Here is a 21,710-nt window from a genome sequence, read left to right on the forward strand (position 1 = left end):
GACCTCCGACCCACATCCCGGCGCGAGGAGCAGCATGTCCACCCCGTACGACCCGCAGGACGCGAACCGCCCGGCCGATCCGGACGCGGCGGACCGGTCCGAGACGTCCGCGCAGTCGGCGGACGGCGTCCCCGGGCTGTCTCCGGACGTGCCCGCCGTCGACCCGTACGGACAGCAGCCCTCGGCGTCCGCCCCCGACCGGTTCGCCCCGCCGCGGGCCGACGCCGCCGCGCCCGACCGGTTCGCCCCGCCGCAGGCCGACGCCGCGCTCGACCCCTACGGCCGGGCGCAGCCGTCCGGCCAGCCGCAGCAACCCTACGGCGCGGCGCCGGATCGCTACGGTCAGTCCCCGTCCTACGGTGCGGCCCCCGACCCCTACGGCCAGTCCCCGTCCTACGGCGCGGCCCCCGACCCCTACGGCCAGCAGTCCCCGTACGGCGGCTACGGCCAGCAGCCCACCGGCTCGGTCCCGCCCGCGAGTGCCTACGGCCAGCAGCCGTACGGCCAGCCGGCCTACGGTCAGCCCACCTACGGTCAGACCGCGCCGTACGGTCAACCGACGCCCTACGGTCAACCCACCGGCTACGTGGCCCCGGGCTCCTACGCCCCGGTCGTCACCTACCCCAAGAACTCGCTCGCGATCTGGTCGCTGCTGCTCGGCATCATCGGCGTGGTCGCGTTCTGGGCCCTGTGCCCGTTCCTGGCGTCGGCCGGCGCGGTCGTGACCGGGCACCTGAGCCTGAAGGCGGCCGAGCGCGGCGAGTCGAACAATCGTGGAATGGCCGTCTGGGGCCTGGTGCTCGGCTATGTCGGCGCGGCCCTGAGCGTGCTGGTCTTCATCCTGAGCTTCACGCGCGGCTTCCTGGACGCCTGGAACACGTACTGAGCCGACCGTCCGTTAGGGTTGGCGACATTCCGTCAGAAAGGTGCTGGGACACGATGGCCGGTCAGCCGCAGCGAACTGAAAGCCCCCGGGGTGGCGTCGCCGTCACCGCACAGGGTCCGCGGATGGAGGCGCTGCGTCTCCCGCCGGTGGCTCCGCCGACCAACCACGGGCGCACCGTCGCCGCCTGGACGGTCACCTACACGGTGGTCGCCGGGTTCACGGTGGCCGCTCTGGCGATGATCTTCTCCTTGGTCTGGCTGGTCTGGGCCGGTTTGGCCGTGGCGGTGGCCGGCGTGGTCGTGGGCATCGTGCTGCGCGCGGCGGGCTTCGGCCAGGGCGGCAAGCACACGCCGACGCACGGCCACCACTAGTCGCCGCCCGCTCACCAGGTGGGCGGGTGGTCAGCGCATCCGCTCGGCGGCTCTACGATGACGGAGCCGCCGCCGAAGTGGGGAGACGTCCGATGGCAACTGTTCTCGACGACATCGTGGCCGGGGTCCGTGAGGACCTGGCCGTGCGCCAGTCCGCGACGTCCCTGGACGAGCTGAAGGAACGGGCGTCGCACGTCCGCGGTGCGGTGGAGTGCGTCTCCCGGCTCCGGCTGGCCGACGCGGTGACCGTGATCGCGGAGGTCAAGCGATCCAGCCCGAGCAAGGGCGCGCTGGCCACCATCACCGACCCCGCCGCGCTGGCCGCCGAGTACGAGAAGGGCGGCGCGTCCGTCATCTCGGTGCTCACCGAGCAGCGCCGTTTCAAGGGCAGTCTCGCCGACCTGGACAGCGTGCGCGCCGCGGTGGACATCCCGGTGCTGCGCAAGGACTTCGTCGTCACGCCCTACCAGGTGTGGGAGGCGCGGGCGCACGGCGCGGACCTGGTCCTGCTCATCGTGGCCGCGCTGGAGCAGACCGTGCTGACCTCCCTGGTGGAGCGGGTGCACTCGTTGGGCATGACCGCCCTGGTCGAGGTGCACGACTCCGAGGAGGTGCTGCGCGCGGTGGACGCCGGTGCCCGCGTGGTCGGCGTGAACGCCCGCGACCTCAAGACCCTGGAGGTCGACCGCGGCACCTTCGCCAAGGTCGCGCCCTCCATCCCGAGCGACGTGGTCCGGATCGCCGAGTCCGGGGTCCGCGGGCCGCACGACGTCATGGACTACGCCCGGGCCGGTGCCGACGCGGTGCTGGTCGGCGAGGCCCTGGTCACCGACGACGCCCCCCGGCAGTCGGTGGCGGATCTGGTCGCCGCGGGGGCGCACCCGTCGCTCCGCGCCGTCCGCCAGTAAGCACTTCCCGAGAGGATCACCGTGCCCGACGCAGCACCCGGCCGCCCCGAGACCGACCGGACCGCGGCCACCGGTCCGCTCGCCCAGCACGAGGGCCCGTACTTCGGTGAGTTCGGCGGGCGCTTCGTGCCCGAGGCCCTGGTCGCCGCGCTGGACCAGCTGGAGGACGCCTTCGCCAAGGCCAAGGCGGACCCGGATTTCGGCGCCGAGCTGAGCCGACTGCACCGCACCTACACCGGCCGGCCGAGCCCGCTGACCGAGGTGCCGCGGTTCGCCGCGCAGTGTGGTCCGGGTCTCCGGGTCTTTCTGAAGCGCGAGGACCTGAACCACACCGGTTCCCACAAGATCAACAACGTGCTCGGCCAGGCCCTGCTGGTGAAGCGGATGGGCAAGACCCGGGTGATCGCGGAGACCGGCGCCGGTCAGCACGGTGTCGCCACCGCGACGGCCGCCGCGCTCCTCGGCCTGGAGTGCACGGTGTACATGGGGGCGGTCGACGCGGAGCGCCAGTCGCTGAACGTGGCCCGGATGCGGTTGCTCGGCGCCGAGGTGATCCCGGTCGAGATCGGGACCCGCACCCTCAAGGACGCGATCAACGAGGCGCTGCGCGACTGGGTCGCCCACGTGGACAGCACGCACTACCTGCTGGGCACCGCCACCGGCCCGCACCCGTTCCCGAGCATGGTCCGCGACCTGCACTCGATCATCGGTGAGGAGGCCCGCGCGCAGCTCGCCGCCGAGATCGGCCGGTTGCCGGACGCCGCGGTCGCCTGCGTCGGCGGCGGGTCGAACGCGATCGGCCTGTTCAACGCGTTCCTGGACGAGCCGTCGGTCCGGCTGTACGGATTCGAGGCCGGTGGCGCGGGCATCTCCTCCGGCAAGCACGCGGCCCGGTTCAGCGGCGGGTTCCCCGGGGTGCTGCAGGGCACCAAGTCGTACCTGCTGCAGGACGAGGACGGGCAGACCCTGCCCAGCCACTCGGTCTCGGCCGGTCTGGACTACCCGAGCGTCGGCCCCGAGCACGCCTGGCTGCACGACACCGGTCGCGCCGAGTACCTGCCGGTCACCGACGACGAGGCGATGGAGGCGTTCCGGATCCTCTGCCACACCGAGGGGATCATCCCGGCGATCGAGTCCTCGCACGCCCTGGCCGGAGCGATCAAGCTCGGCGAGCAGGCCGCGAGCTGGCGCGACGACGGGCAGGCGCCGGTCATCCTGGTGAACCTGTCCGGCCGGGGGGACAAGGACGTGGCAACCGCCGCCGCGTGGTTCGGCCTGGTCGAGGACAAGCCGGTGGTCGACGCCGACGAGGGAGAGCAGCTGTGACGACATCCCAGGACGCGGCGCCGGCCACGGCAGCCACCGCGACCACCCGGAACCGCACGGCCGCCACCCTGGACCGGCTTCGCGACGAGGGACGTGCCGCGCTGGTCGGGTACCTGCCGCTCGGCTACCCCGACGTCGCGGGATCGGTCGCCGCCGCGCGCACCCTGGTCGAGAACGGCGTCGACGTGATCGAGCTCGGCCTGCCGTACTCCGACCCGGTGATGGACGGCCCGACCATCCAGCACGCGGTCGACCGGGCGCTCGCCCAGGGCACCCGGGTCCGGGACGTGTTCGCCGCGGTGGAGCAGATCGCCGCCACCGGCGCGCCCACACTGGTGATGACCTACTGGAACCCGGTGCTGCGCTACGGCGTGGACGTCTTCGCCCGTGACCTGGCCCAGGCCGGTGGCGCGGGCCTGATCACGCCGGACCTGATCCCGGACGAGGGCGCGGACTGGATCGCCGCCTCGACCGCGCACGACCTGGACCGGGTGTTCCTGGTCGCCCCGTCGTCCACCCCCGAGCGGCTGGCCATGACCGCCGCCGCCTGCGAGGGCTTCGTCTACGCCGCCTCCACCATGGGCGTGACGGGAGAGCGCACCAGCGTCGGTGCGCAGGCCGAGCACCTGGTCTCGTCGACCCGTGCCGCCGGGGCCGAGCGGGTCTGCGTCGGCCTCGGAGTGTCCCGTCCGGAGCAGGCCGCGGACATCGCGCGCTACGCGGACGGCGTGATCGTCGGCTCGGCGTTCGTGCGCGCCCTGGACGGCGGACTGAGCGAGCTCGCCGGGGTCGCCGCCGGCCTGGCCGAGGGCGTGCGCCGGTGATCCTCTCGATCCCCAGCCCGTCGCAGTCGGTCTGGTACCTCGGGCCGCTCCCGCTGCGCGCCTACGCCCTGGCCATCCTCGCCGGGATCGTGGTCGCGGTGCTGCTCACCCAGCGGCGGTGGAAGGAGCGCGGCGGGGACCCGGACGAGGTGCTGGAGATCGTGTTCTGGGCGGTGCCGTTCGGCATCGTCGGCGGGCGGCTGTACCACGTGATCACCAGCCCGGACGCGTACTTCGGGGCCGGGGGAGACCCGTGGAAGGCGTTCGCGATCTGGGAGGGCGGGCTCGGCATCTGGGGTGCGGTCGCCCTCGGCGCGGTCGGCGCGTACATCGGCTGCCGCCGGATGAAGGTCAGCTTCCCGGTGTTCGCCGACGCGCTGGCACCCGGTCTGCTGATCGCCCAGGCGATCGGGCGACTGGGCAACTGGTTCAACCAGGAGCTGTTCGGCGGCCCGACCACCCTGCCCTGGGGGCTGGAGATCGACGCGGCACACCTGCCCGCCGGTTACGCCGAGGGCACCCTGTTCCACCCGACCTTCCTGTACGAGCTGCTGTGGAACCTGGCCGGTGCGGCGCTGATCATCTGGCTGGACCGTCGGCTGCGGCTCGGCCACGGGCGGGCGTTCTGGCTGTACGTGGTCGTCTACACCACCGGACGGCTCTGGATCGAGCTGGTCCGGATCGACCCGGCGCACACCATCGCGGGCCTGCGGGTCAACGTGTGGATGTCGATCCTGCTCGGCCTCGGCGCGCTGGTAGCGTTCATGGTGGTCGGACGCCGTCACCCCGGACGCGAGACCAGCACCCGCCTGCCGGGCTCGGAGATCGAGGACCCCGTGCAGGACGAGGACACCGAATCGCCGGTGGACGCCTCCGAACAGGACGCACCGGCCTCCGGCACCCCCGCTGCGGAGCAGTAGCCGTACGCATTTGAGACGATGTGATTCCTGCCCGTTACGGGCATGTATCGTCTCCCCACCCCGGGCCGACGACGTCCCACCCCCACAGGTATCGACGTGGCCCGCCCCCGGGCCGTGAGGACGGTGCAGATGCCCGCGTCACCGATCAACGCCCCGACGGCAACCGGTCTGTACGACCCGGCTGCCGAGCACGACGCGTGCGGATTCGCCTTCGTGGCGACCCTGCGCGGCACGCCCGGGCGCGACATCGTGGACGCCGGACTGACGGCGTTGCTCAACCTGGACCACCGCGGTGCGGTCGGTGCGGAGGAGAACAGCGGCGACGGCGCCGGCATCCTGACCCAGATCCCGGACGCGTTCCTGCGTGACGTGGTCGACGCCGAGCTGCCGCCCGCCGGCCGGTACGCGATCGGCATGGCCTACCTCCCGACGGACGCCACCGAGCGCGCCGCCACCGAGCGCGCGGTCGAGGCGATCGCCGCGGAGGAGAAGCTCGACGTGCTGGCCTGGCGCGACGTGCAGGTCACCGCCGACCTGGTCGGCCCCAGCGCCCGGGCGTCGATGCCGTTCTTCCGCCAGCTGGTGGTCGCCGACCCCTCGCGCGAGCTGGCCGGTGTGGACCTGGACCGGCGGGCGTTCCGGCTGCGCAAGCGGGCCGAGCGCGAGCTGGACCTCTACTTCTCCTCGCTGTCCGCGCGCACGCTCGCCTACAAGGGGATGCTCACCACCGGTCAGCTGGAGCCGTTCTTCACCGATCTCTCGGACCCGCGGTACGCCAGCGAGATCGCCCTGGTGCACTCCCGCTTCTCCACCAACACCTTCCCGTCCTGGCCCCTGGCCCAGCCGCTGCGCCTGATCGCGCACAACGGCGAGATCAACACGGTCAAGGGCAACCGGAACTGGGTCGCCGCGCGCGAGGGCACGCTGCGCAGCGAGGCCCTGGGCGACCTCAGCCCGCTGCTGCCGGTGTGTACCCCCGGCGGGTCGGACTCCGCGTCCTTCGACGAGGTGCTGGAGCTGCTGCACCTGTCCGGCCGCAGCCTGCCGCACGCGGTGATGATGATGATCCCGGAGGCGTGGGAGAACCACGCCCAGATGGACCCCGCCCGCCGCGCGTTCTACGAGTACCACGCCACCCTGATGGAGCCCTGGGACGGCCCGGCGGCGATCACCTTCACCGACGGCACCCTGATCGGCTCGGTGCAGGACCGCAACGGCCTGCGTCCCGGGCGGTTCTGGGTGACCGAGGACGGCCTGGTCGTGATGGCCTCCGAGGCGGGGGTGCTCGACCTGGACCCGGCGACCGTCGTCCGCAAGGGTCGGCTCGAGCCCGGCAAGATGTTCCTGGTCGACACCGGCAAGGGCCGGATCGTCGAGGATGACGAGGTCAAGGCCCAGCTCGCCGCGCAGAAGCCCTACGCGCGCTGGGTGGCCGAGAACTCGGTCTACCTGGATCAGCTGCCCGAGCGCGAGCACATCGCGCACTCCGCGGCGAGCGTCCGGCGCCGGCAGCGCGCCTTCGGGTACACCGAGGAAGAGCTCAAGATCCTGCTGTCCCCGATGGGGGCCACTGGTGCGGAGCCGCTCGGCGCGATGGGATCGGACACCCCGATGGCCGTGCTCTCCGCCCGGCCGCGGCTGCTGTTCGACTACTTCACCCAGATGTTCGCCCAGGTGACCAATCCGCCGCTGGACGCGATCCGCGAGGAGCTGGTCACCAGCATCGGCGGCGCGATCGGCCCGGAGCCCAACCTCCTGGAGGACGGCCCGCAGCACGCCCGCAAGCTGGTGCTGCCGTTCCCGGTGCTGGACAACGACGGCCTGGCCAAGATCGTCAAGGTGCACAAGGACCCGGCGATGGCCGGCATCTTCCGCAGCACGATCGTCCGTGGCCTGTACCCGGTCTCGGGTGGCGGCGAGGCGCTGGAACTGCGGCTGAGCGAGATCTTCGCCGAGGTGGACCGCGCGGTCGAGGACGGCGTGAGCTTCATCGTGCTGTCCGACCGGGACGGTGACGCCGACCGCGCGCCGATCCCGTCCCTGCTGCTGCTGTCCGCGGTGCACCACCACCTGCTGCGCCGGCACACCCGTACCCAGGTGTCGCTGGTCGTCGAGGCCGGGGACGTCCGCGAGGTGCACCACGTCGCGCTCCTGATCGGCTACGGCGCGGCGGCGGTGAACCCGTACCTGGCGATGGAGACCGTCGAGGATCTGGCCCGATCCGGCTTCCTGCCCGGTGTCGCGCCGGAGAAGGCGGTCGCCAACCTGATCAAGGGCCTCGGCAAGGGTGTGCTGAAGGTGATGTCCAAGATGGGCATCTCGACCATCGCCTCCTACCGCGGCGCCCAGGTGTTCGAGGCGATCGGCCTGTCGCACGCGCTGGTCGACCGGTACTTCACCGGCACCACCAGCCGTCTGGGCGGGATCGGCCTGGACGTGATCGCCGCCGAGGTCGCCGCCCGGCACGCCGACGCCTACCCGGCCTCCGGCAACCGGCAGCCGCACCGCCGCCTGGCCACCGGTGGCGAGTACCAGTGGCGCCGCGACGGCGAGGACCACCTGTTCGACCCGGAGACCGTGTTCCGGCTCCAGCACTCCACCCGGACCCGGCAGATGGACGTCTTCCGGCAGTACACCCACCGGGTCAACGAGCAGTCCGAGCGGTTGATGACCCTGCGCGGGCTGCTGAGGTTCCGCGACGGCGAGCGTGCCCCGGTCCCGGTGGACGAGGTCGAGTCGATCGCGGACATCGTCAAGCGGTTCTCCACCGGAGCGATGTCCTACGGGTCGATCAGCCAGGAGGCGCACGAGACGCTGGCGGTCGCGATGAACCAGCTCGGCGCCAAGTCGAACACCGGCGAGGGCGGTGAGGACCCGGAGCGTCTGCACGACCCGGTCCGCCGTTCGGCGATCAAGCAGATCGCCTCCGGCCGGTTCGGCGTGACCAGCGAGTACCTGACCTTCGCCGACGACATCCAGATCAAGCTCGCCCAGGGCGCCAAGCCCGGTGAGGGCGGTCAGCTGCCCGGTCCCAAGGTCTACCCGTGGGTGGCCAAGACCCGGCACTCGACCCCCGGCGTCGGCCTGATCTCCCCGCCGCCGCACCACGACATCTACTCGATCGAGGATCTGGCCCAGCTGATCCACGACGCGAAGAACGCGAACCCGTCGGCCCGGATCCACACCAAGCTGGTCTCCGAGTTCGGGGTCGGCACCATCGCGGCCGGTGTGGCCAAGGCGCACTCCGACGTGGTGCTGATCTCCGGTCACGACGGAGGGACCGGCGCCAGCCCGCTCACCTCGCTCAAGCACGCGGGCACCCCGTGGGAGATCGGCCTGGCCGAGACCCAGCAGACCCTGGTGCTCAACGACCTGCGTGACCGGGTGGTCGTCCAGGTGGACGGGCAGCTCAAGACCGGTCGCGACGTGGTGATCGGCGCGCTGCTGGGCGCCGAGGAGTTCGGCTTCGCCACCGCGCCGCTGGTGGTATCCGGCTGCATCATGATGCGGGTGTGCCACCAGGACACCTGTCCGGTCGGCGTGGCCACCCAGAACCCGGAGCTGCGTGCGCGGTTCACCGGCAAGGCCGAGTTCGTGGTGACCTTCTTCGAGTTCATCGCGCAGGAGGTCCGGGAGATCCTGGCCGAGCTGGGCTTCCGCAGCATCGAGGAGGCCGTCGGCCACGTCGAGCTGCTGGACACCCGCGCGGCCGTGAACCACTGGAAGGCACAGGGCCTGGACCTGTCCCCGGTGCTGGCCGTCCCGGAGCCGCTGCCCGGATCGGCCCTGCACCACGTGCAGGACCAGGACCACGGTCTGGACCGCGCGCTGGACAACCAGTTCATCGCGCTGGCCACCCCGGCCCTGGAGGACGCCCGCCCGGTCGTCATCGAGCTGCCGGTCCGCAACGTCAACCGCACGGTCGGCACCATGCTCGGCCACGAGGTCACCAAGCGGTACGGCGGCGTGGGCCTGCCGGACGGCACGATCGACGTCCGCCTGACCGGCTCCGGCGGCCAGTCCTTCGGGGCGTTCCTGCCGAAGGGCATCACCCTGCGGCTGGAGGGCGACGCCAACGACTACGTCGGCAAGGGCCTGTCCGGTGGCCGGATCGTGGTCCGCCCGCACCGGTCGGCCGCGCTGGCCGGTGCGCACAACGTGATCGCGGGCAACGTGATCGGCTACGGCGCCACCTCCGGCGAGCTGTTCGCCTCGGGCCTGACCGGTGAGCGGTTCGCGGTCCGGAACTCCGGCGCGACCCTGGTCACCGAGGGCGTGGGCGACCACGGCTGCGAGTACATGACCGGCGGCACCGTGCTGGTGCTCGGCCGGACCGGGCGGAACTTCGCCGCGGGCATGTCCGGCGGGTCGGCCTACGTGCTCGACCTCAAGCCGGAGCGGGTCAACGTCCAGGCGATGGCCGCGGGCGAGCTCGCCCTCACGGCGCTGGACGACGAGGACGCGGCCCTGGTGGCCGACCTGATCCGCCGCCACCGGGAGCTGACCGGATCGCAGATCGCCGGTGAGCTGCTCGCCGGCGGCGACACCCTGACCGACGAGGTCCGCGCCCGGTTCACCCGGGTGCAGCCGGTCGAGTACGCCCGGGTCCGGGCCGCGCTCGCCCAGGCGGAGGCCGATGGACTCGACCCCAGCGCCCCGGGCGTGTGGGAGGGCATCTTGGAGGTGGCACGTGGCTGACCCCCGTGGGTTCCTGAAGGTCCGGGAGCGCGAACTGCCCCCGAACCGCCCGGTCGAACTGCGCCTGATGGACTGGCGCGAGGTGCACGACCACCTGTCCGTGGCCGAGGACAAGCAGTCCGCGACGCTGATCCACCAGCAGGCCGGTCGGTGCATGGACTGCGGCGTCCCGTTCTGCCACAACGGCTGCCCGCTGGGGAACCTGATCCCGGAGTGGAACGACCTGGTCTGGCGCGGGCAGTGGGCCGAGGCGATCGAGCGGCTGCACGCCACGAACAACTTCCCGGAGTTCACCGGCCGGATCTGCCCGGCGCCCTGCGAGTCGGCGTGCGTGCTGGGGATCAACCAGCCCGCGGTGACGATCAAGAACGTCGAGGTCACCATCGTCGACGAGGCCTTCGACCGCGGCCTGGTCACCCCCCAGGTGCCGCAGCGCCTGACCGGGCACACGGTCGCGGTGGTCGGCTCCGGCCCCGCCGGTCTGGCCGCCGCCCAGCAGCTGACCCGGGCCGGGCACACCGTCGCGGTCTACGAGCGCGACGACGAGATCGGTGGACTGCTCCGCTACGGCGTGCCGGACTTCAAGCTGGAGAAGCGGCACATCGACCGGCGGCTGGAGCAGATGACCGCCGAGGGCACCCGGTTCCGGCCGGGTGTCGCGATCGGCACCGACATCACCTGGGCCCAGCTGCGGGCGCGGTACGACGCCGTGGTCATCGCCACCGGGTCCACCGTGCCGCGGGAGCTGCCGCTGCCCGGTCGCGAGCTGGACGGCATCCACCCGGCGATGGACTACCTGCACCAGTCGAACGCGCTGGTCGCGGGCAAGGTCGTCGCCGACCCGATCGACGCCGCGGGCAAGCACGTCATCGTGATCGGCGGCGGGGACACCGGCTCGGACTGCCTGGGGACCGCCCTGCGGCAGGGTGCCGCGTCGGTCACCACGCTGGCGATCGGCAAGCAGCCGGCCACCGAACGCCCGGCGAACCAGCCCTGGCCGACCGATCCGGTCGTGTTCGAGGTCTCCTCCTCGCACGAAGAGGGCGGAGAGCGCGTGTTCCTGGCCTCCACCGTGGCCTTCGAGGGCACCGACGGGCAGGTCACGTCGCTGCGGCTGGCCACCACGGAGTACCTGCCGGACGGCCGCCGGGTGCCGACCCCGGGCACCGAGCGGGAGATCCCGGCCGACCTGGTGCTGATCGCGATGGGCTTCACCGGTCCGGAGACCGAGCACCTGGTCGCGCAGACCGGGGTCGACCTCACCGGCCGCGGCACCGTGAAGCGCGCCGACGACTTCTCGACCGGCGAGCCGGGCGTGTTCGTCGCCGGGGACGCGGGCCGTGGGCAGTCGCTGATCGTGTGGGCGATCGCCGAGGGCCGGGCCGCCGCCGCCGCGGTCGACCGCTACCTCACCGGCGCCACCGAGCTGCCCGCCCCGGTCACCGCGGGCACCACCGCGCTGCGCGCCTGAACCCGATCACGACACCGCCCGTCCGGACGTCCGGACGGGCGGGGTCGCCTCTCTCGACGTCGAGAGACTGAGCCCTAGGTCCCTGTCCGCGGGTGCCGGGACGGGTTCGGTGCCCCGGATCGGGTGGGATCGGTCTCACGACGGCGGTGCGGGGGAGGGCAAAGGCCCCCGGGGCACGTAGACTGAGCTACGGCTTGGTGCGTCCCGGTCGCGGACCCAAGGACAGCCGGCCTGAACGGCGAGGACACCTTCGTCCCCGAACCGCCCACCACGAAAGGCCTAGGCTGTTACCCATGCGTAGAGCGAAGATCGTCTGCACCATCGGCCCCGCGACGGAGTCCGCCGAGCAGATCCAGGCTCTGGTCGACGCCGGTATGGACGTCGCCCGAATCAACCGGAGCCACGGTGACGCCGAGGCCCACGCCAAGGTGTACGAGAACGTCCGCGCCGCCGCCCAGGCCTCGGGTCGCTCCGTCGCCGTGCTGGTCGACCTCCAGGGTCCGAAGATCCGGCTCGGCCGGTTCGTCGAGGGCAAGCACTACCTGGCCGAGGGTGACACCTTCACCATCACCACCGAGGACGTGCCCGGCACCAAGGAGCTGGTCTCCACCACGCACAAGGGCCTGCCGAACGACGCCCGCGTCGGCGACCCGCTGCTGATCGACGACGGCCGCGTGCTGGTCCGCGTCACCGCGGTCGAGGGCCCCCGGGTCGTCACCCGCGTCGAGGTGGCCGGTCCGGTCTCCAACAACAAGGGCATCAACCTGCCCGGTGTCGCGGTCTCCGTGCCCGCGATGTCCGAGAAGGACGAGACCGACCTGCGCTGGGCGCTGCAGATCGGCGCCGACATCATCGCGCTGTCCTTCGTCCGGAACGCCGCCGACTACGACGACGTCCGCCGGATCATGGAGGAGGAGGGCCGGGTCGTCCCGGTCATCGCCAAGGTCGAGAAGCCGCAGGCGGTCGAGAACCTGCCGGAGATCGTCGACGCCTTCGACGGCATCATGGTCGCCCGCGGTGACCTGGGCGTCGAGCTGCCGCTGGAGCAGGTCCCGCTGGTGCAGAAGCGCGCCGTGGAGCTGGCCCGCCGCAACGCCAAGCCGGTCATCGTCGCCACCCAGGTGCTCGAGTCCATGACCAACAACCCGCGCCCGACCCGCGCCGAGACCTCCGACTGCGCCAACGCGGTGCTCGACGGTGCCGACGCGGTCATGCTGTCCGGTGAGACCTCGGTCGGCGAGTACCCGATCGAGACCGTGCGCACCATGGCGCGGATCATCGAGGCCACCGAGGAGCTGGGCCGCGAGCGGATCGCCCCGCTGGGCTCCACCCCGCACACCCGCGGTGGCGCGATCACCCGGGCCGCCGCCGAGGTCGGTGAGGCGCTGGGCGTGAAGTACCTGGTGACCTTCACCCAGTCCGGCGACTCCGCCCGCCGGATGTCCCGGCTGCGCTCGGCTATCCCGCTGCTGGCCTTCACCCCGGACTCCGCGGTCCGCAACCGGCTGTCGCTGACCTGGGGCACCCAGACCTACGAGGTCCCCTCGGTCGAGCACACCGACGACATGGTCAAGCAGGTCGAGCAGACCCTGCGCGCCCAGGGACTGGCCGAGGCGGGCGACTACGTCGTCGTCGTGGCCGGCACCCCGGTCGGCGTGGTCGGCTCCACCAACACCGTGGTGGTGCACAAGATCGGTGACGAGGCCTCCGGCCGGGTCGCCTGATCTCGTCGTCGCACCGTCGAGGGGCCCCGTGGCAGTCGCCGCGGGGCCCCTCGCACGTCCGGGTGACGGGACGCAAGCCCCTGGCGCGGCACAGCCGGTGGTGATTCAGTGGCGGGCATGTCCTCCACCGCACGAGTCCTGCGTACCCTCACCGTCGGGGCGGCCCTGACCGCCGGCTACGTCCTCGCCCGGCAGCGCGCGCTCCGGCTCGGCGCGACCCAGGTCGAACGCTCGGTCGGCCTGCCCGGCGACGAGCTGCTGCCCGACGCGGACCTGGTCGCCACCCGCGCGATCACCGTCCGGGCCCCTGCCTCCGCGGTGTATCCGTGGCTGCTCCAGCTGGGTCAGGGCCGCGGCGGCTTCTACAGCTACGACGCGCTCGAGAACGCGTTCGGCCTCGACATCCACTCCGTGGACCGGATCGACCCGGGGCTGCAGGAGCTGGCCGTCGGCGACCCGGTGCGACTGGCCGAGCCGGTGGAGCTCACCGTGGCCCGCCTCGATCCCGACCACGCCGTCGTGCTGCACGGTGACGGTCCGTCGCTCCCGGACGAGGACGTGCCGCCCTTCGACTTCGTCTGGTCCTTCGTGCTGCGTCCCGGGCCGCTGCCCGACACCACGCGGCTGGTGGTGCGTGAGCGCTACGCCTATCTGGAGCCGTGGGCGCGCGTGGCGGTCGAGGGCGCGTCCTGGGTCAGCACCCTGATGACCGAGCGCATGCTGCGCGGCATCCGCGACCGCGCCGAGCTGCACGGCTGACCTCCCGTCAGCACCCGACCCGACCCGCACCGCGGATGCCACCGGCGCCGAGAAGCCACGTCCCGTCGGGCATATCGCCCGACCGCCGGCACGGCGCGGCTTCTCGGTGTCGGCGCGCAGGTTCGGGAACTCGGCGTTCGCGGGCGCGCGGCGGAGGCGGCGGCGGACCGGACGTCGAGCAGCGGACGTCGGTGCCGGGGGATAGCGTCGAGCGCATGAACGGGATCGATGTGCTGACCGAGGGCTTCGGCCGACTGGACGACCTGGTGCGGACCGCGGTGTCCGGCCTCGACGAGCGACAGCTGGCCGAGCGGATCGGCCCGCAGGCGAACACCGTGGCCTGGCTGGTGTGGCATCTCGCGCGCGAGCAGGACGCGCAGATCGCCGCGCTGGACGACACCGCGGAGGTCTGGACCGCGGACGGATGGGCCGACCGGTTCGCGCTGCCGTTGGACCCGGCGGACAACGGGTACGGCAACACCCCGGCCCAGGTGGCCGAGGTGCGCGCGTCCGCCGAGCTGCTGATCGGCTACGCGGACGCGGCGACGGCGGCCTCGGTGGCCTACGTGTCGGGACTGACCGACGACCGGCTGGACGAGGTGATCGACCCGGGCTGGGACCCGCCGGTCACCCGGGGCGTGCGGCTGGTCAGCGTGCTGGACGACGCGATCCAGCACGCCGGGCAGGCCGCCTTCGTGCGGGGGGTCCTGCTCAGCGCGTGAGGTGATCCGGGCGAGCGGCGCGGCTCCGTCGGTCCAGCGGCACCACCAGCGGCGTCCCGGTGACCGGGTCCGGCACCACCCGGCACGGCAGGTCGAACACCCGCTCCACCAGCTCCTCGGTCAGCACCTCGGTCGGGGTGCCCTCGGCGACCACCGCCCCGTCCCGCATCGCGATCAGATGCGTGGCGTACCGGGCCGCGTGCTGCAGGTCGTGCAGCACGGCGACCAGCGTCCGGCCCTGCTCCTCGTGCAGGTCGCGACACAGGTCGAGCACCTCGATCTGGTGGGCGATGTCCAGGAAGGTGGTCGGCTCGTCGAGCAGCAGCAGCGGGGTGTCCTGGGCCAGCACCATGGCCAGCCACACCCGTTGCCGCTGCCCGCCGGAGAGCTCCCCGGCCGGCCGGTCGGCCAGGTCGGCGACGTGCGTGGCGGCCATCGCCCGGCGCACGGCGTCCTCGTCCTCCTGCGCCCACTGCCGCAGCAGGTGCTGGTGCGGGAACCGGCCGCGGGCGACCAGGTCGGCGACGGTGATGCCGTCGGGGGCGGTCGGGGACTGGGGGAGCAGGGCCAGACGACGCGAGGTCTCCTTGGCCGGTCGCGAGCGGATCGGGGCGTCGTCCAGGTAGACCTCGCCGGACCTCGGGCGCATCAGCCGGGCCAGCGACTTGAGCAGAGTGGACTTGCCGCAGGCGTTCGGGCCGACGATCACGGTGAACGAGTCGTCGGGGATGCTCACGCTCAGGGCAGTGGAGATGACCCGCTCGTCGTAGGCGAGGGTGAGGTCCTCGGCGCGGAGACGGTCGGTCATGTGCGGTCCTTCCGGGTGAGCAGCCAGAGCAGGTAGATCCCGCCCAGCAGCCCGGTGGCGATGCCGACCGGCACCGACCAGGCGAAGGGCAGGTTCTGGGAGAGCAGGTCGGCCGCCACCAGCAGGGCGGCGCCGAGGAAGGCGGACGGGATCAGGTGCGCCCCGGTGCCGCCGGTCAGCCGCCGGACCAGCTGTGGCGCGGCGAGGGCGACGAAGGCGATCGGCCCGGCCGCGGCGGTGGCGACCGCGGTCAGCGCGACCCCGAACGCCGTCGCGACGAGCCGGGTGCGCCCGGCCAGCACGCCGAGCTGCATGGCGGTGTCGTCGCCCATCTCCAGCACGTTGAGCCGCCGGGACAGCGCGGCGGTCAGCGGCAGCACGATCGCCAGCACCACCAGCACCGGCACCGCCTGCTCCCAGCGCCGGCCGTTCAGCGAGCCCTGCAACCAGATCTCGGCCTCCAGCGCCTGGTCCAGGTTGGCCCGGGTGAGCAGCAGGGAGTTGGCCGCCTTGAGCAGCGCACCGATCCCGATGCCGACCAGCACGAGCCGGTAGCCGCCGCCGGAGCGCCGGGACGCGGACAGCCCGAAGACGATCGCCGCGGTGACGGCGCCGCCGCCGACCGCCCACACGCCGACCTCCAGCGGGCCGCCGTCGAACCAGGCGATCTGCAGCACCGCGCCGGTCGCGGCACCGGCGGTGAACCCGATCAGGTCGGGGGAGCCGAGCACGTTGCGGGACACCGACTGGAAGATCGCTCCGGCGGTGCCCAGGGCCGCCCCGACCCCGAGTGCGGTGAGCAGCCGGGGCAGCCGGATGCCGAGCACGACCCGGCTGGTGCGGCTGTCGACGTCCCGGCCGAGCAGGGTGTCGAGGATCTCGCCCGCGGACAGCTGGATGGTGCCGCGGCCCATGGCGATCACCCCCAGGGCGAACGCGGCGACCAGCAGGACCAGGCAGACGGTCAGGGTGCGTGGCGACCAGCGCCAGGACAGCTCCCGGACCCGGGTGACCCGCCCGGGCAGCAGGCTCACAGCGCGACCATCCGACGCCGCCGGACCAGCCAGATGAACACCGGGGCGCCGACCACGGCGGCGACGATCCCGGCCTGCACCTCGGAGGGCCGGGCGACCAGGCGCCCGACGACGTCCGCGGCCAGCAGCAGGTTCGCGCCGAGCAGCGCGGACATCGGCACCAGACGCCGGTGGTCCGGACCGGTGAGCAGCCGGGCGACGTGCGGGGCGGCGAGCCCGATGAAGGCCACCGGTCCGGCCCCGGCGGTCGCGCCGCCGGCGAGCAGCACGATGGCGATCCCGGACAGCGCCCAGGTCCGGCCGACCGACGCGCCCAGGGCGGCCCCGGTGTCGGCACCGAGCGCCAGGGCGTTCAGGGACCCGGACAGCGACCAGGCCAGGACGAGTCCCGCGGCCACGATCGGGGTCACCGCGACCAGCACGGACATGCCGCGTCCCTGCAGCGCGCCGACCACCCAGAACCGGAACACGTCGAAGACCTCGGGGTAGTTGATGGTGATCGCGCTGGTGAACGAGCCGAGCACCACGGAGACCGCGGTCCCGGCCAGCACCAGGCGGACCGCCGACCCGCCGCGCAGCCCGCCACGGATCCCGCCGCCGAGGCCGAGCACCAGGGCGGCGGCGATCGCGGAGCCGAGCAGCGCGAAGCCCAGGTACGACCCGGGCGTGGTCAGGCCGAACACGGCGATCGCGGTGACCACCGCCGCGGCGGCACCGGCGTTCACGCCCAGCACGCCGGGGTCGGCCAGCGGGTTCCGGGTGATCGCCTGCATCAGGCAGCCCGCGGCGCCGAGGGCGGCGCCGACCACGACGGCCAGTCCGGTGCGCGGCAGTCGCAGGGTGTGGATGACCAGCTGGGCGTCGTCGGTGGCGTCGTACCGGGTGAGGGCGTGCCACGCGGTCGCGACCGGCAGGGTGCTGGACCCGACCATCAGGCTGAGCAGCGCGAGCACGGCCAGGACGGCGAGCGCGATCGCGAAGGCGGGACCCCACCGTCGCACGCGCGGGCGCGCGACGGTGGGGCGGGCGGCTGTCAGGGTCACGCGGAGGTCAGCCGAACAGCTGCGCGATGGTGTCGGCGATCTCGGTGCCGGAGTAGTAGTCGATCCGGAAGGAGTCCTCACCGAGCGCGTAGACCTGGCCGCTCTGGACCGCGGGCGCGTTCGCGAGCACCGGCTCGGCCTGCAGCGCCTCGGCCTTGTCGTCGCCGCCGGAGATGATCAGCACGGTGTCGGCGGTCAGCGCCTGAACGGTGTTCTCCAGCGAGACGAAGGCGAAGTCGTTGCGTGCCTGGTCGCTGGTGTCGAGCGAGTCGTCCGCACCGACCACGTCGAAGCCGAGGGCGGTCAGCAGCGTGCCGTGTGAGCCGTCGGGCTTCGCGAAGGCGGTGTCGCCGCTGGATCCGTTGAAGACCACCGCGTTGACCGTGCCCTCCGGCACGGTGATCGAGTCGGCGACCTCGGCGACGTGGGCGTCGAACGCGTCGATGGTCGCCTGCGCCTCGTCCTCCATGCCGATGGCCGCGCCCAGCTCGGTGGCGACGTCCTGCCAGTCGGAGGTGGAGTAGTCGATGCCGATGGTCGGCGCGATGTCGCTCAGTGCGTCGTACTGGTCGGCGGTGGAGTCGGCACCGGTGGTGGACACGACGATCAGGTCCGGGTCGGCCGCGATCACGGCCTCCTCGTCGAACTCCAGGTTCTGGTAGAGCACCTCGACGTCGCGGTCCACGGCGACATCGGCCCACCAGTCGAAGAAGCCGGTGTCCTGGTTGGCGGCCGCCGGGGTGGTGGCGGCGGAGGCGACCACGGGTGCGTCCATCGACAGCAGGATGCCGGTCAGCGTCACCGAGGTGGACACGATCCGCAGCGGCTCGGCGTCGATCTCGGTGGAGCCCAGCTCGTGCTCGACGGTACGCGGCCAGGCGCCCTCGTCGGAGGAGGCGGCGGTGGAGTCGGTGCCCGTGGTGCTCGCGCTGTCGTCGGAAGCGGAGTCCGAGGAGCAGGCGGCGGCGGTCAGAGCGACCAGGGCGGCGACGGCGACGGCGCCCAGGCGGCGGGTGTGGAACATGACCATCCTTCGTTCGACGAGGACCCTTGACGGGTCAGGTGGTAGGTAAGGCTAACCTATGCTTGTGTGGCAGCCGACAACCCCGACCATCGGACGACGATCCGCCGCCGAGGAGCTCCGTGTGCTCCCTGACCTGGCCCCGGGCCTGAAACCGGGGTCCGACGCCTGGTGGGCGCGCGTGACCGAGGACGGCACCCCGTTGTCGTTCTCGGCGGGTCTGCGCCAGGAGGACGGCACGCGCACCGGCGTCCCGACCCTGCTGTTCCTGGCCCGGGAGTCCGAGCACCCGACGGTCTACCTGGACCTAAACGGCATGACCGACCGCACCGATCCGAGCGTCGGCACCATGACGGCGGTCTCCGGGACGGACCTCCACCTGGCCGCGTTCGGCGTGCACCCGGACTACCTCGGGTCGTACACGCTGATCCCGGTGGCCGGTCCGCTGGTCTCGCCCGCTCCGCGCAACACCCCGGAGGCGCGGGCCTGGTGGCTCGGCGTGCTGTCCCGGTCCCGCACCGACCCCCACGCCCGGGGCCGGCGCTTCACCGGGTCGCTCGGCGGGCACAGCGCGGTGGCCCGGCTCGGTGACGCACCCGCCCCGCCGCCGTCGACACCCAACGTCCCGGAGGAGCTGACCTGGCACCGTCCGGACGGCGTCGACCAGCGGATCTGGCTGTGGACCCCCGCCGCGGAGCAGGTCGGTCTGGCCCTCCTCTTCGACGGCCACATGTGGTCCGACCGGCTGCCGGTCGCGCCCGTCCTCGCGGACCTGCACCGGCGGGACGCGATCCCGCCGACCGCCGCCGTCCTGATCGACCCGATCGACCCCGCGCACCGCTCGGCCGATCTGGCGGGGGAGGACGACTACCTGGACCACCTGGTCACCGACTTGTTGCCGATGGTCGAGGCCGAGCTGCTCGTCCGCGGCCACCGCCGCGTGGCCGAGCCGGAGCGGACGGTGGCCGCCGGACAGTCCTTCGGCGGGCTGGCGTCCTTCCGGCTGGCCGCCCGGCATCCCGATGTGGTCGGCGCCGTGGTCAGCCAGTCCGGGTCGTTCTGGTGGCCGAGCACCGACGAGGACGCGCCCCGCGCCGTGCTGGACTGGTTGCGTGCGCAACCGGTCCGTGACACCCGCACCGTGATCCAGGTCGGCGCCTACGAGGGACTGCTCAGTGCGACCAACCACGACCTGGCCGCGTTGATCGCCGAGCGCGGCGAGCACCTGGCGTTCCGGGAGGTGCACGGCGGGCACGACTGGGCCTGGTGGTCCGAACACCTGGCCGACGCCCTCATCGCCGCACTCCGCCCCTGAGCCCCCTCCCGCCGAGTGCGAAGAAGTCGTCGCCCGAATCGCCCGAACCGCGTCAGGTTCTTCGCACTCGGCGGGGGCGGGCAGACTGGCCGGTGTGCGAGTGGAGGCAGTGAGCCCGGAGCAGGTCCGGGCGCGGTTGGTGGCCCGGGTGGGGGAGCTGCCCGCGGTCCGGCCCCGGGTGCTGATCGACGGCTGGGGCGTCACCGACCCGGCGGCCCTGGCGACCGATCTGATCTCACCGCTGCGCGCCGCCGGCCGGCCCGCCGTCCTGGTCCGGGCCGACGACTTCCTGCGACCAGCGTCGGTGCGGTGGGAGTTCGGCCGGGACGACCCGGATGCGCTGCTGGATCTCGCGTTGGACTCGGGCGCACTGATCCGCGAGGTCCTCGACCCCTGGGAGGCCGGCGCCGACTACCTGCCCGCCCTGTGGGACGCGGCACAGGACCGCTCGGCCCGCCGTCGTCGGGAACCGGTCCCCGACGACGGCGTCCTGCTGCTGGCCGGGGAGCTCCTGCTCGGTCGCTGGCTGCCCGTCGACCTGAGCGTGCACCTGGCGCTGCGCCCGGACATGCTCGCCCGTCGGCTGCCCGCCGGACAGCAGTGGCTGCTTCCCGCGGACGCGCGCTACCGCGAGGAGGCCGACCCGGAGTCGGCGGCGGACGTGGTGGTCCGGGTCGACCACGCGGAGCGGCCGGGCTGGGTCACCGAGCGCTGAGGTCTCAGTACAGCTCCACGATCGTCAGCACGTCGTCGTCCACCTCGAACTCGCCGGCCTCGATCAGCTCGTTCGCCCGCGCCAGGTAGCCGCCCAGGCTGGTGGCCAGCGGCTCGTCCAGCTCCGGGTCCTCCGGTCGCACGAACACCTGGCCCACGGTTCCCTTCTCGCCCGGGTCCAGGTCGATCAGCAGCGCGTCGCCGTCCACGGACATCACCGGGATCCAGTCCCGCGACCAGCCGGACCACCGGTACCAGGACGGCTGCGGCTCCGGTGCCCCGGCCTCGCGATCGGAGAGCTCACGGTGGAAGCGCACCAGCTCGTCGATCGAGCAAAAGCTCAGGTGGTTGATCATCCCGTGCACGCCCGACGGGTCGTTCTGACCGTTGGCGACCGCCAGCAGCTCGAGCAGCTCCGACGGGGTGCGACCGTCCAGCACCTCGTCCAGGTGCTCCAGCTCCTCGGCGGTGGCGGGCGGGTTGAAGGTGGCGGCGGACTCCGGGGCCAGGCGCTCCAGGTGGGCGCGCAGGCGGCGGAACTCGGTGCTGACGTCAGGGGTGCTCACCCGAGGAGTATGCCCGGCCCGGCAACGACGCAGGCGCCCGACCCACGGTGGGTCGGGCGCCTGCGATGGAGCGGATGACGGGATTCGAACCCGCGACCCTCACCTTGGCAAGGTGATGCTCTACCACTGAGCCACATCCGCATGTGCACCCCGTGAGGTGCGGGGACAACTCTAGCCGATGGGGCGGGGTGGTCGGTGCACCGGGCCGGGGACGGGGTTCGGGCGGTTGTCGGCACCCAGGCGCACGACAAAGGCCCCAGCTCATCGAGCCGGGGCCTTGTTGGTGGGCGATACTGGGATCGAACCAGTGACCTCTTCCGTGTCAGGGAAGCGCGCTACCGCTGCGCCAATCGCCCAGTGCAAACCACTGGAAATACGAGGTGGAGACGGGATTCGAACCCGTGTATACGGCTTTGCAGGCCGCTGCCTCGCCTCTCGGCCACTCCACCCTGAGACCTCAGTCCTCAGCAGCTGTCGCCAGCTGGCCAGGAGTGTCTGCCTCCGAGCGGATGACGGGATTCGAACCCGCGACCCTCACCTTGGCAAGGTGATGCTCTACCACTGAGCCACATCCGCATTGCGCCTGCTGTCCCGACCGCT

General features: G+C 72.6%; 18 protein-coding genes and 4 tRNA genes. 13 read left to right on the top strand and 9 right to left on the bottom strand.

The window, feature by feature from the left end:
- The first annotated feature begins 34 nt into the window (after window positions 1–34).
- The 11 genes from OGL89_RS07220 to OGL89_RS07270 all read left to right on the top strand — a co-directional run bounded on the left by OGL89_RS07220 (window position 35) and on the right by OGL89_RS07270 (window position 14,609).
- Window positions 35–886, top strand: coding sequence for a DUF4190 domain-containing protein (locus OGL89_RS07220; protein WP_263119239.1), 852 nt, complete (start codon window positions 35–37; stop codon window positions 884–886).
- Between the two features lie 122 nt (window positions 887–1,008).
- Complete coding sequence (locus tag OGL89_RS07225; protein ID WP_263119240.1) at window positions 1,009–1,257, top strand: HGxxPAAW family protein; 249 nt, start codon at window positions 1,009–1,011, stop codon at window positions 1,255–1,257.
- A 92-nt stretch (window positions 1,258–1,349) separates the two neighbouring features.
- Window positions 1,350–2,165: an indole-3-glycerol phosphate synthase TrpC gene (gene trpC / locus OGL89_RS07230; protein WP_263119241.1), complete on the top strand. Its 816-nt coding sequence runs from the start codon at window positions 1,350–1,352 to the stop codon at window positions 2,163–2,165.
- A 21-nt stretch (window positions 2,166–2,186) separates the two neighbouring features.
- On the top strand, window positions 2,187–3,491 hold the full coding sequence (gene trpB, locus OGL89_RS07235; protein WP_263119242.1) for a tryptophan synthase subunit beta: 1,305 nt from the start codon (window positions 2,187–2,189) through the stop codon (window positions 3,489–3,491).
- Window positions 3,492–3,559: 68 nt separating this feature from the next.
- On the top strand, window positions 3,560–4,315 hold the full coding sequence (gene trpA / locus OGL89_RS07240; RefSeq protein WP_263119281.1) for a tryptophan synthase subunit alpha: 756 nt from the start codon (window positions 3,560–3,562) through the stop codon (window positions 4,313–4,315).
- Window positions 4,312–5,235, top strand: a complete 924-nt coding sequence (lgt, locus tag OGL89_RS07245; RefSeq protein WP_263119243.1) for a prolipoprotein diacylglyceryl transferase — start codon at window positions 4,312–4,314, stop codon at window positions 5,233–5,235. The genes trpA and lgt overlap by 4 nt, the downstream gene beginning before the upstream one ends.
- A gap of 129 nt (window positions 5,236–5,364) precedes the next feature.
- On the top strand, window positions 5,365–9,933 hold the full coding sequence (gltB, locus tag OGL89_RS07250) for a glutamate synthase large subunit (protein ID WP_263119244.1): 4,569 nt from the start codon (window positions 5,365–5,367) through the stop codon (window positions 9,931–9,933).
- Window positions 9,926–11,404, top strand: a complete 1,479-nt coding sequence (locus tag OGL89_RS07255) for a glutamate synthase subunit beta (RefSeq protein WP_263119245.1) — start codon at window positions 9,926–9,928, stop codon at window positions 11,402–11,404. The genes gltB and OGL89_RS07255 overlap by 8 nt, the downstream gene beginning before the upstream one ends.
- A gap of 293 nt (window positions 11,405–11,697) precedes the next feature.
- Complete coding sequence (gene pyk, locus OGL89_RS07260) at window positions 11,698–13,128, top strand: pyruvate kinase (RefSeq protein ID WP_263119246.1); 1,431 nt, start codon at window positions 11,698–11,700, stop codon at window positions 13,126–13,128.
- Window positions 13,129–13,245: 117 nt separating this feature from the next.
- Window positions 13,246–13,887 (top strand): SRPBCC family protein, encoded by a 642-nt coding sequence (locus tag OGL89_RS07265; RefSeq protein WP_263119247.1) that lies wholly within the window; start codon window positions 13,246–13,248, stop codon window positions 13,885–13,887.
- Window positions 13,888–14,102: 215 nt separating this feature from the next.
- Window positions 14,103–14,609 (top strand): DinB family protein, encoded by a 507-nt coding sequence (locus OGL89_RS07270; RefSeq protein WP_263119248.1) that lies wholly within the window; start codon window positions 14,103–14,105, stop codon window positions 14,607–14,609.
- On the opposite strand, the gene OGL89_RS07275 is transcribed toward OGL89_RS07270, so the two are convergent.
- The 4 genes from OGL89_RS07275 to fepB are packed head-to-tail and all read right to left on the bottom strand — an operon-like array spanning window position 14,599 to window position 18,518.
- The gene (locus OGL89_RS07275; RefSeq protein WP_263119249.1) at window positions 14,599–15,417 is read right to left on the bottom strand and encodes an ABC transporter ATP-binding protein; all 819 of its coding nucleotides are present in this window, start codon (window positions 15,415–15,417) and stop codon (window positions 14,599–14,601) included. The genes OGL89_RS07270 and OGL89_RS07275 overlap by 11 nt on opposite strands.
- On the bottom strand, window positions 15,414–16,451 hold the full coding sequence (locus tag OGL89_RS07280) for an iron chelate uptake ABC transporter family permease subunit (protein ID WP_263119250.1): 1,038 nt from the start codon (window positions 16,449–16,451) through the stop codon (window positions 15,414–15,416). The genes OGL89_RS07275 and OGL89_RS07280 overlap by 4 nt, the downstream gene beginning before the upstream one ends.
- Window positions 16,448–17,494, bottom strand: coding sequence for an iron ABC transporter permease (locus tag OGL89_RS07285; protein ID WP_263119251.1), 1,047 nt, complete (start codon window positions 17,492–17,494; stop codon window positions 16,448–16,450). Before OGL89_RS07285 ends, OGL89_RS07280 begins: the two co-directional genes overlap by 4 nt.
- Before the next feature lie 7 nt (window positions 17,495–17,501).
- Window positions 17,502–18,518, bottom strand: a complete 1,017-nt coding sequence (fepB, locus tag OGL89_RS07290) for a Fe2+-enterobactin ABC transporter substrate-binding protein (RefSeq protein WP_263119252.1) — start codon at window positions 18,516–18,518, stop codon at window positions 17,502–17,504.
- Window positions 18,519–18,639: 121 nt separating this feature from the next.
- Between fepB and fes the strand changes: the two genes are divergently transcribed.
- Window positions 18,640–19,830 (top strand): enterochelin esterase, encoded by a 1,191-nt coding sequence (gene fes / locus OGL89_RS07295; protein ID WP_263119253.1) that lies wholly within the window; start codon window positions 18,640–18,642, stop codon window positions 19,828–19,830.
- A 94-nt stretch (window positions 19,831–19,924) separates the two neighbouring features.
- Entirely contained in the window at window positions 19,925–20,545 is a 621-nt protein-coding gene (locus OGL89_RS07300; protein ID WP_263119255.1) for a uridine kinase, read from the top strand.
- Between the two features lie 4 nt (window positions 20,546–20,549).
- On the opposite strand, the gene OGL89_RS07305 is transcribed toward OGL89_RS07300, so the two are convergent.
- The 5 genes from OGL89_RS07305 to OGL89_RS07325 form a co-directional block, all read right to left on the bottom strand.
- Window positions 20,550–21,110, bottom strand: coding sequence for an SMI1/KNR4 family protein (locus tag OGL89_RS07305; protein ID WP_263119256.1), 561 nt, complete (start codon window positions 21,108–21,110; stop codon window positions 20,550–20,552).
- Window positions 21,111–21,176: 66 nt separating this feature from the next.
- Window positions 21,177–21,251, bottom strand: a tRNA-Gly gene (locus tag OGL89_RS07310).
- Window positions 21,252–21,391: 140 nt separating this feature from the next.
- Window positions 21,392–21,466: transfer RNA gene (locus OGL89_RS07315), tRNA-Val, on the bottom strand.
- A gap of 22 nt (window positions 21,467–21,488) precedes the next feature.
- Window positions 21,489–21,559 (bottom strand) — tRNA-Cys (locus OGL89_RS07320).
- Between the two features lie 55 nt (window positions 21,560–21,614).
- Window positions 21,615–21,686 (bottom strand) — tRNA-Gly (locus tag OGL89_RS07325).
- Window positions 21,687–21,710 lie beyond the last annotated feature (24 nt).

It is taken from the genome of Cellulomonas sp. RIT-PI-Y, from assembly GCF_025642745.1.
In the GTDB taxonomy this organism is placed as follows: Bacteria; Actinomycetota; Actinomycetes; order Actinomycetales; family Cellulomonadaceae; genus Cellulomonas.

Excerpts from the sequence above, each read along its gene's own strand:
- OGL89_RS07220 (WP_263119239.1), top strand. The coding sequence starts at position 35 with ATGTCCACCCCGTACGACCCGCAGGACGCGAACCGCCCGGCCGATCCG.
- OGL89_RS07225 (WP_263119240.1), top strand. The coding sequence starts at position 1,009 with ATGGAGGCGCTGCGTCTCCCGCCGGTGGCTCCGCCGACCAACCACGGG.
- trpC (WP_263119241.1), top strand. The coding sequence starts at position 1,350 with ATGGCAACTGTTCTCGACGACATCGTGGCCGGGGTCCGTGAGGACCTG.
- gltB (WP_263119244.1), top strand. The coding sequence starts at position 5,365 with ATGCCCGCGTCACCGATCAACGCCCCGACGGCAACCGGTCTGTACGAC.
- pyk (WP_263119246.1), top strand. The coding sequence starts at position 11,698 with ATGCGTAGAGCGAAGATCGTCTGCACCATCGGCCCCGCGACGGAGTCC.
- OGL89_RS07265 (WP_263119247.1), top strand. The coding sequence starts at position 13,246 with ATGTCCTCCACCGCACGAGTCCTGCGTACCCTCACCGTCGGGGCGGCC.
- OGL89_RS07270 (WP_263119248.1), top strand. The coding sequence starts at position 14,103 with ATGAACGGGATCGATGTGCTGACCGAGGGCTTCGGCCGACTGGACGAC.
- OGL89_RS07275 (WP_263119249.1), bottom strand. The coding sequence starts at position 15,417 with ATGACCGACCGTCTCCGCGCCGAGGACCTCACCCTCGCCTACGACGAG.
- fepB (WP_263119252.1), bottom strand. The coding sequence starts at position 18,518 with ATGTTCCACACCCGCCGCCTGGGCGCCGTCGCCGTCGCCGCCCTGGTC.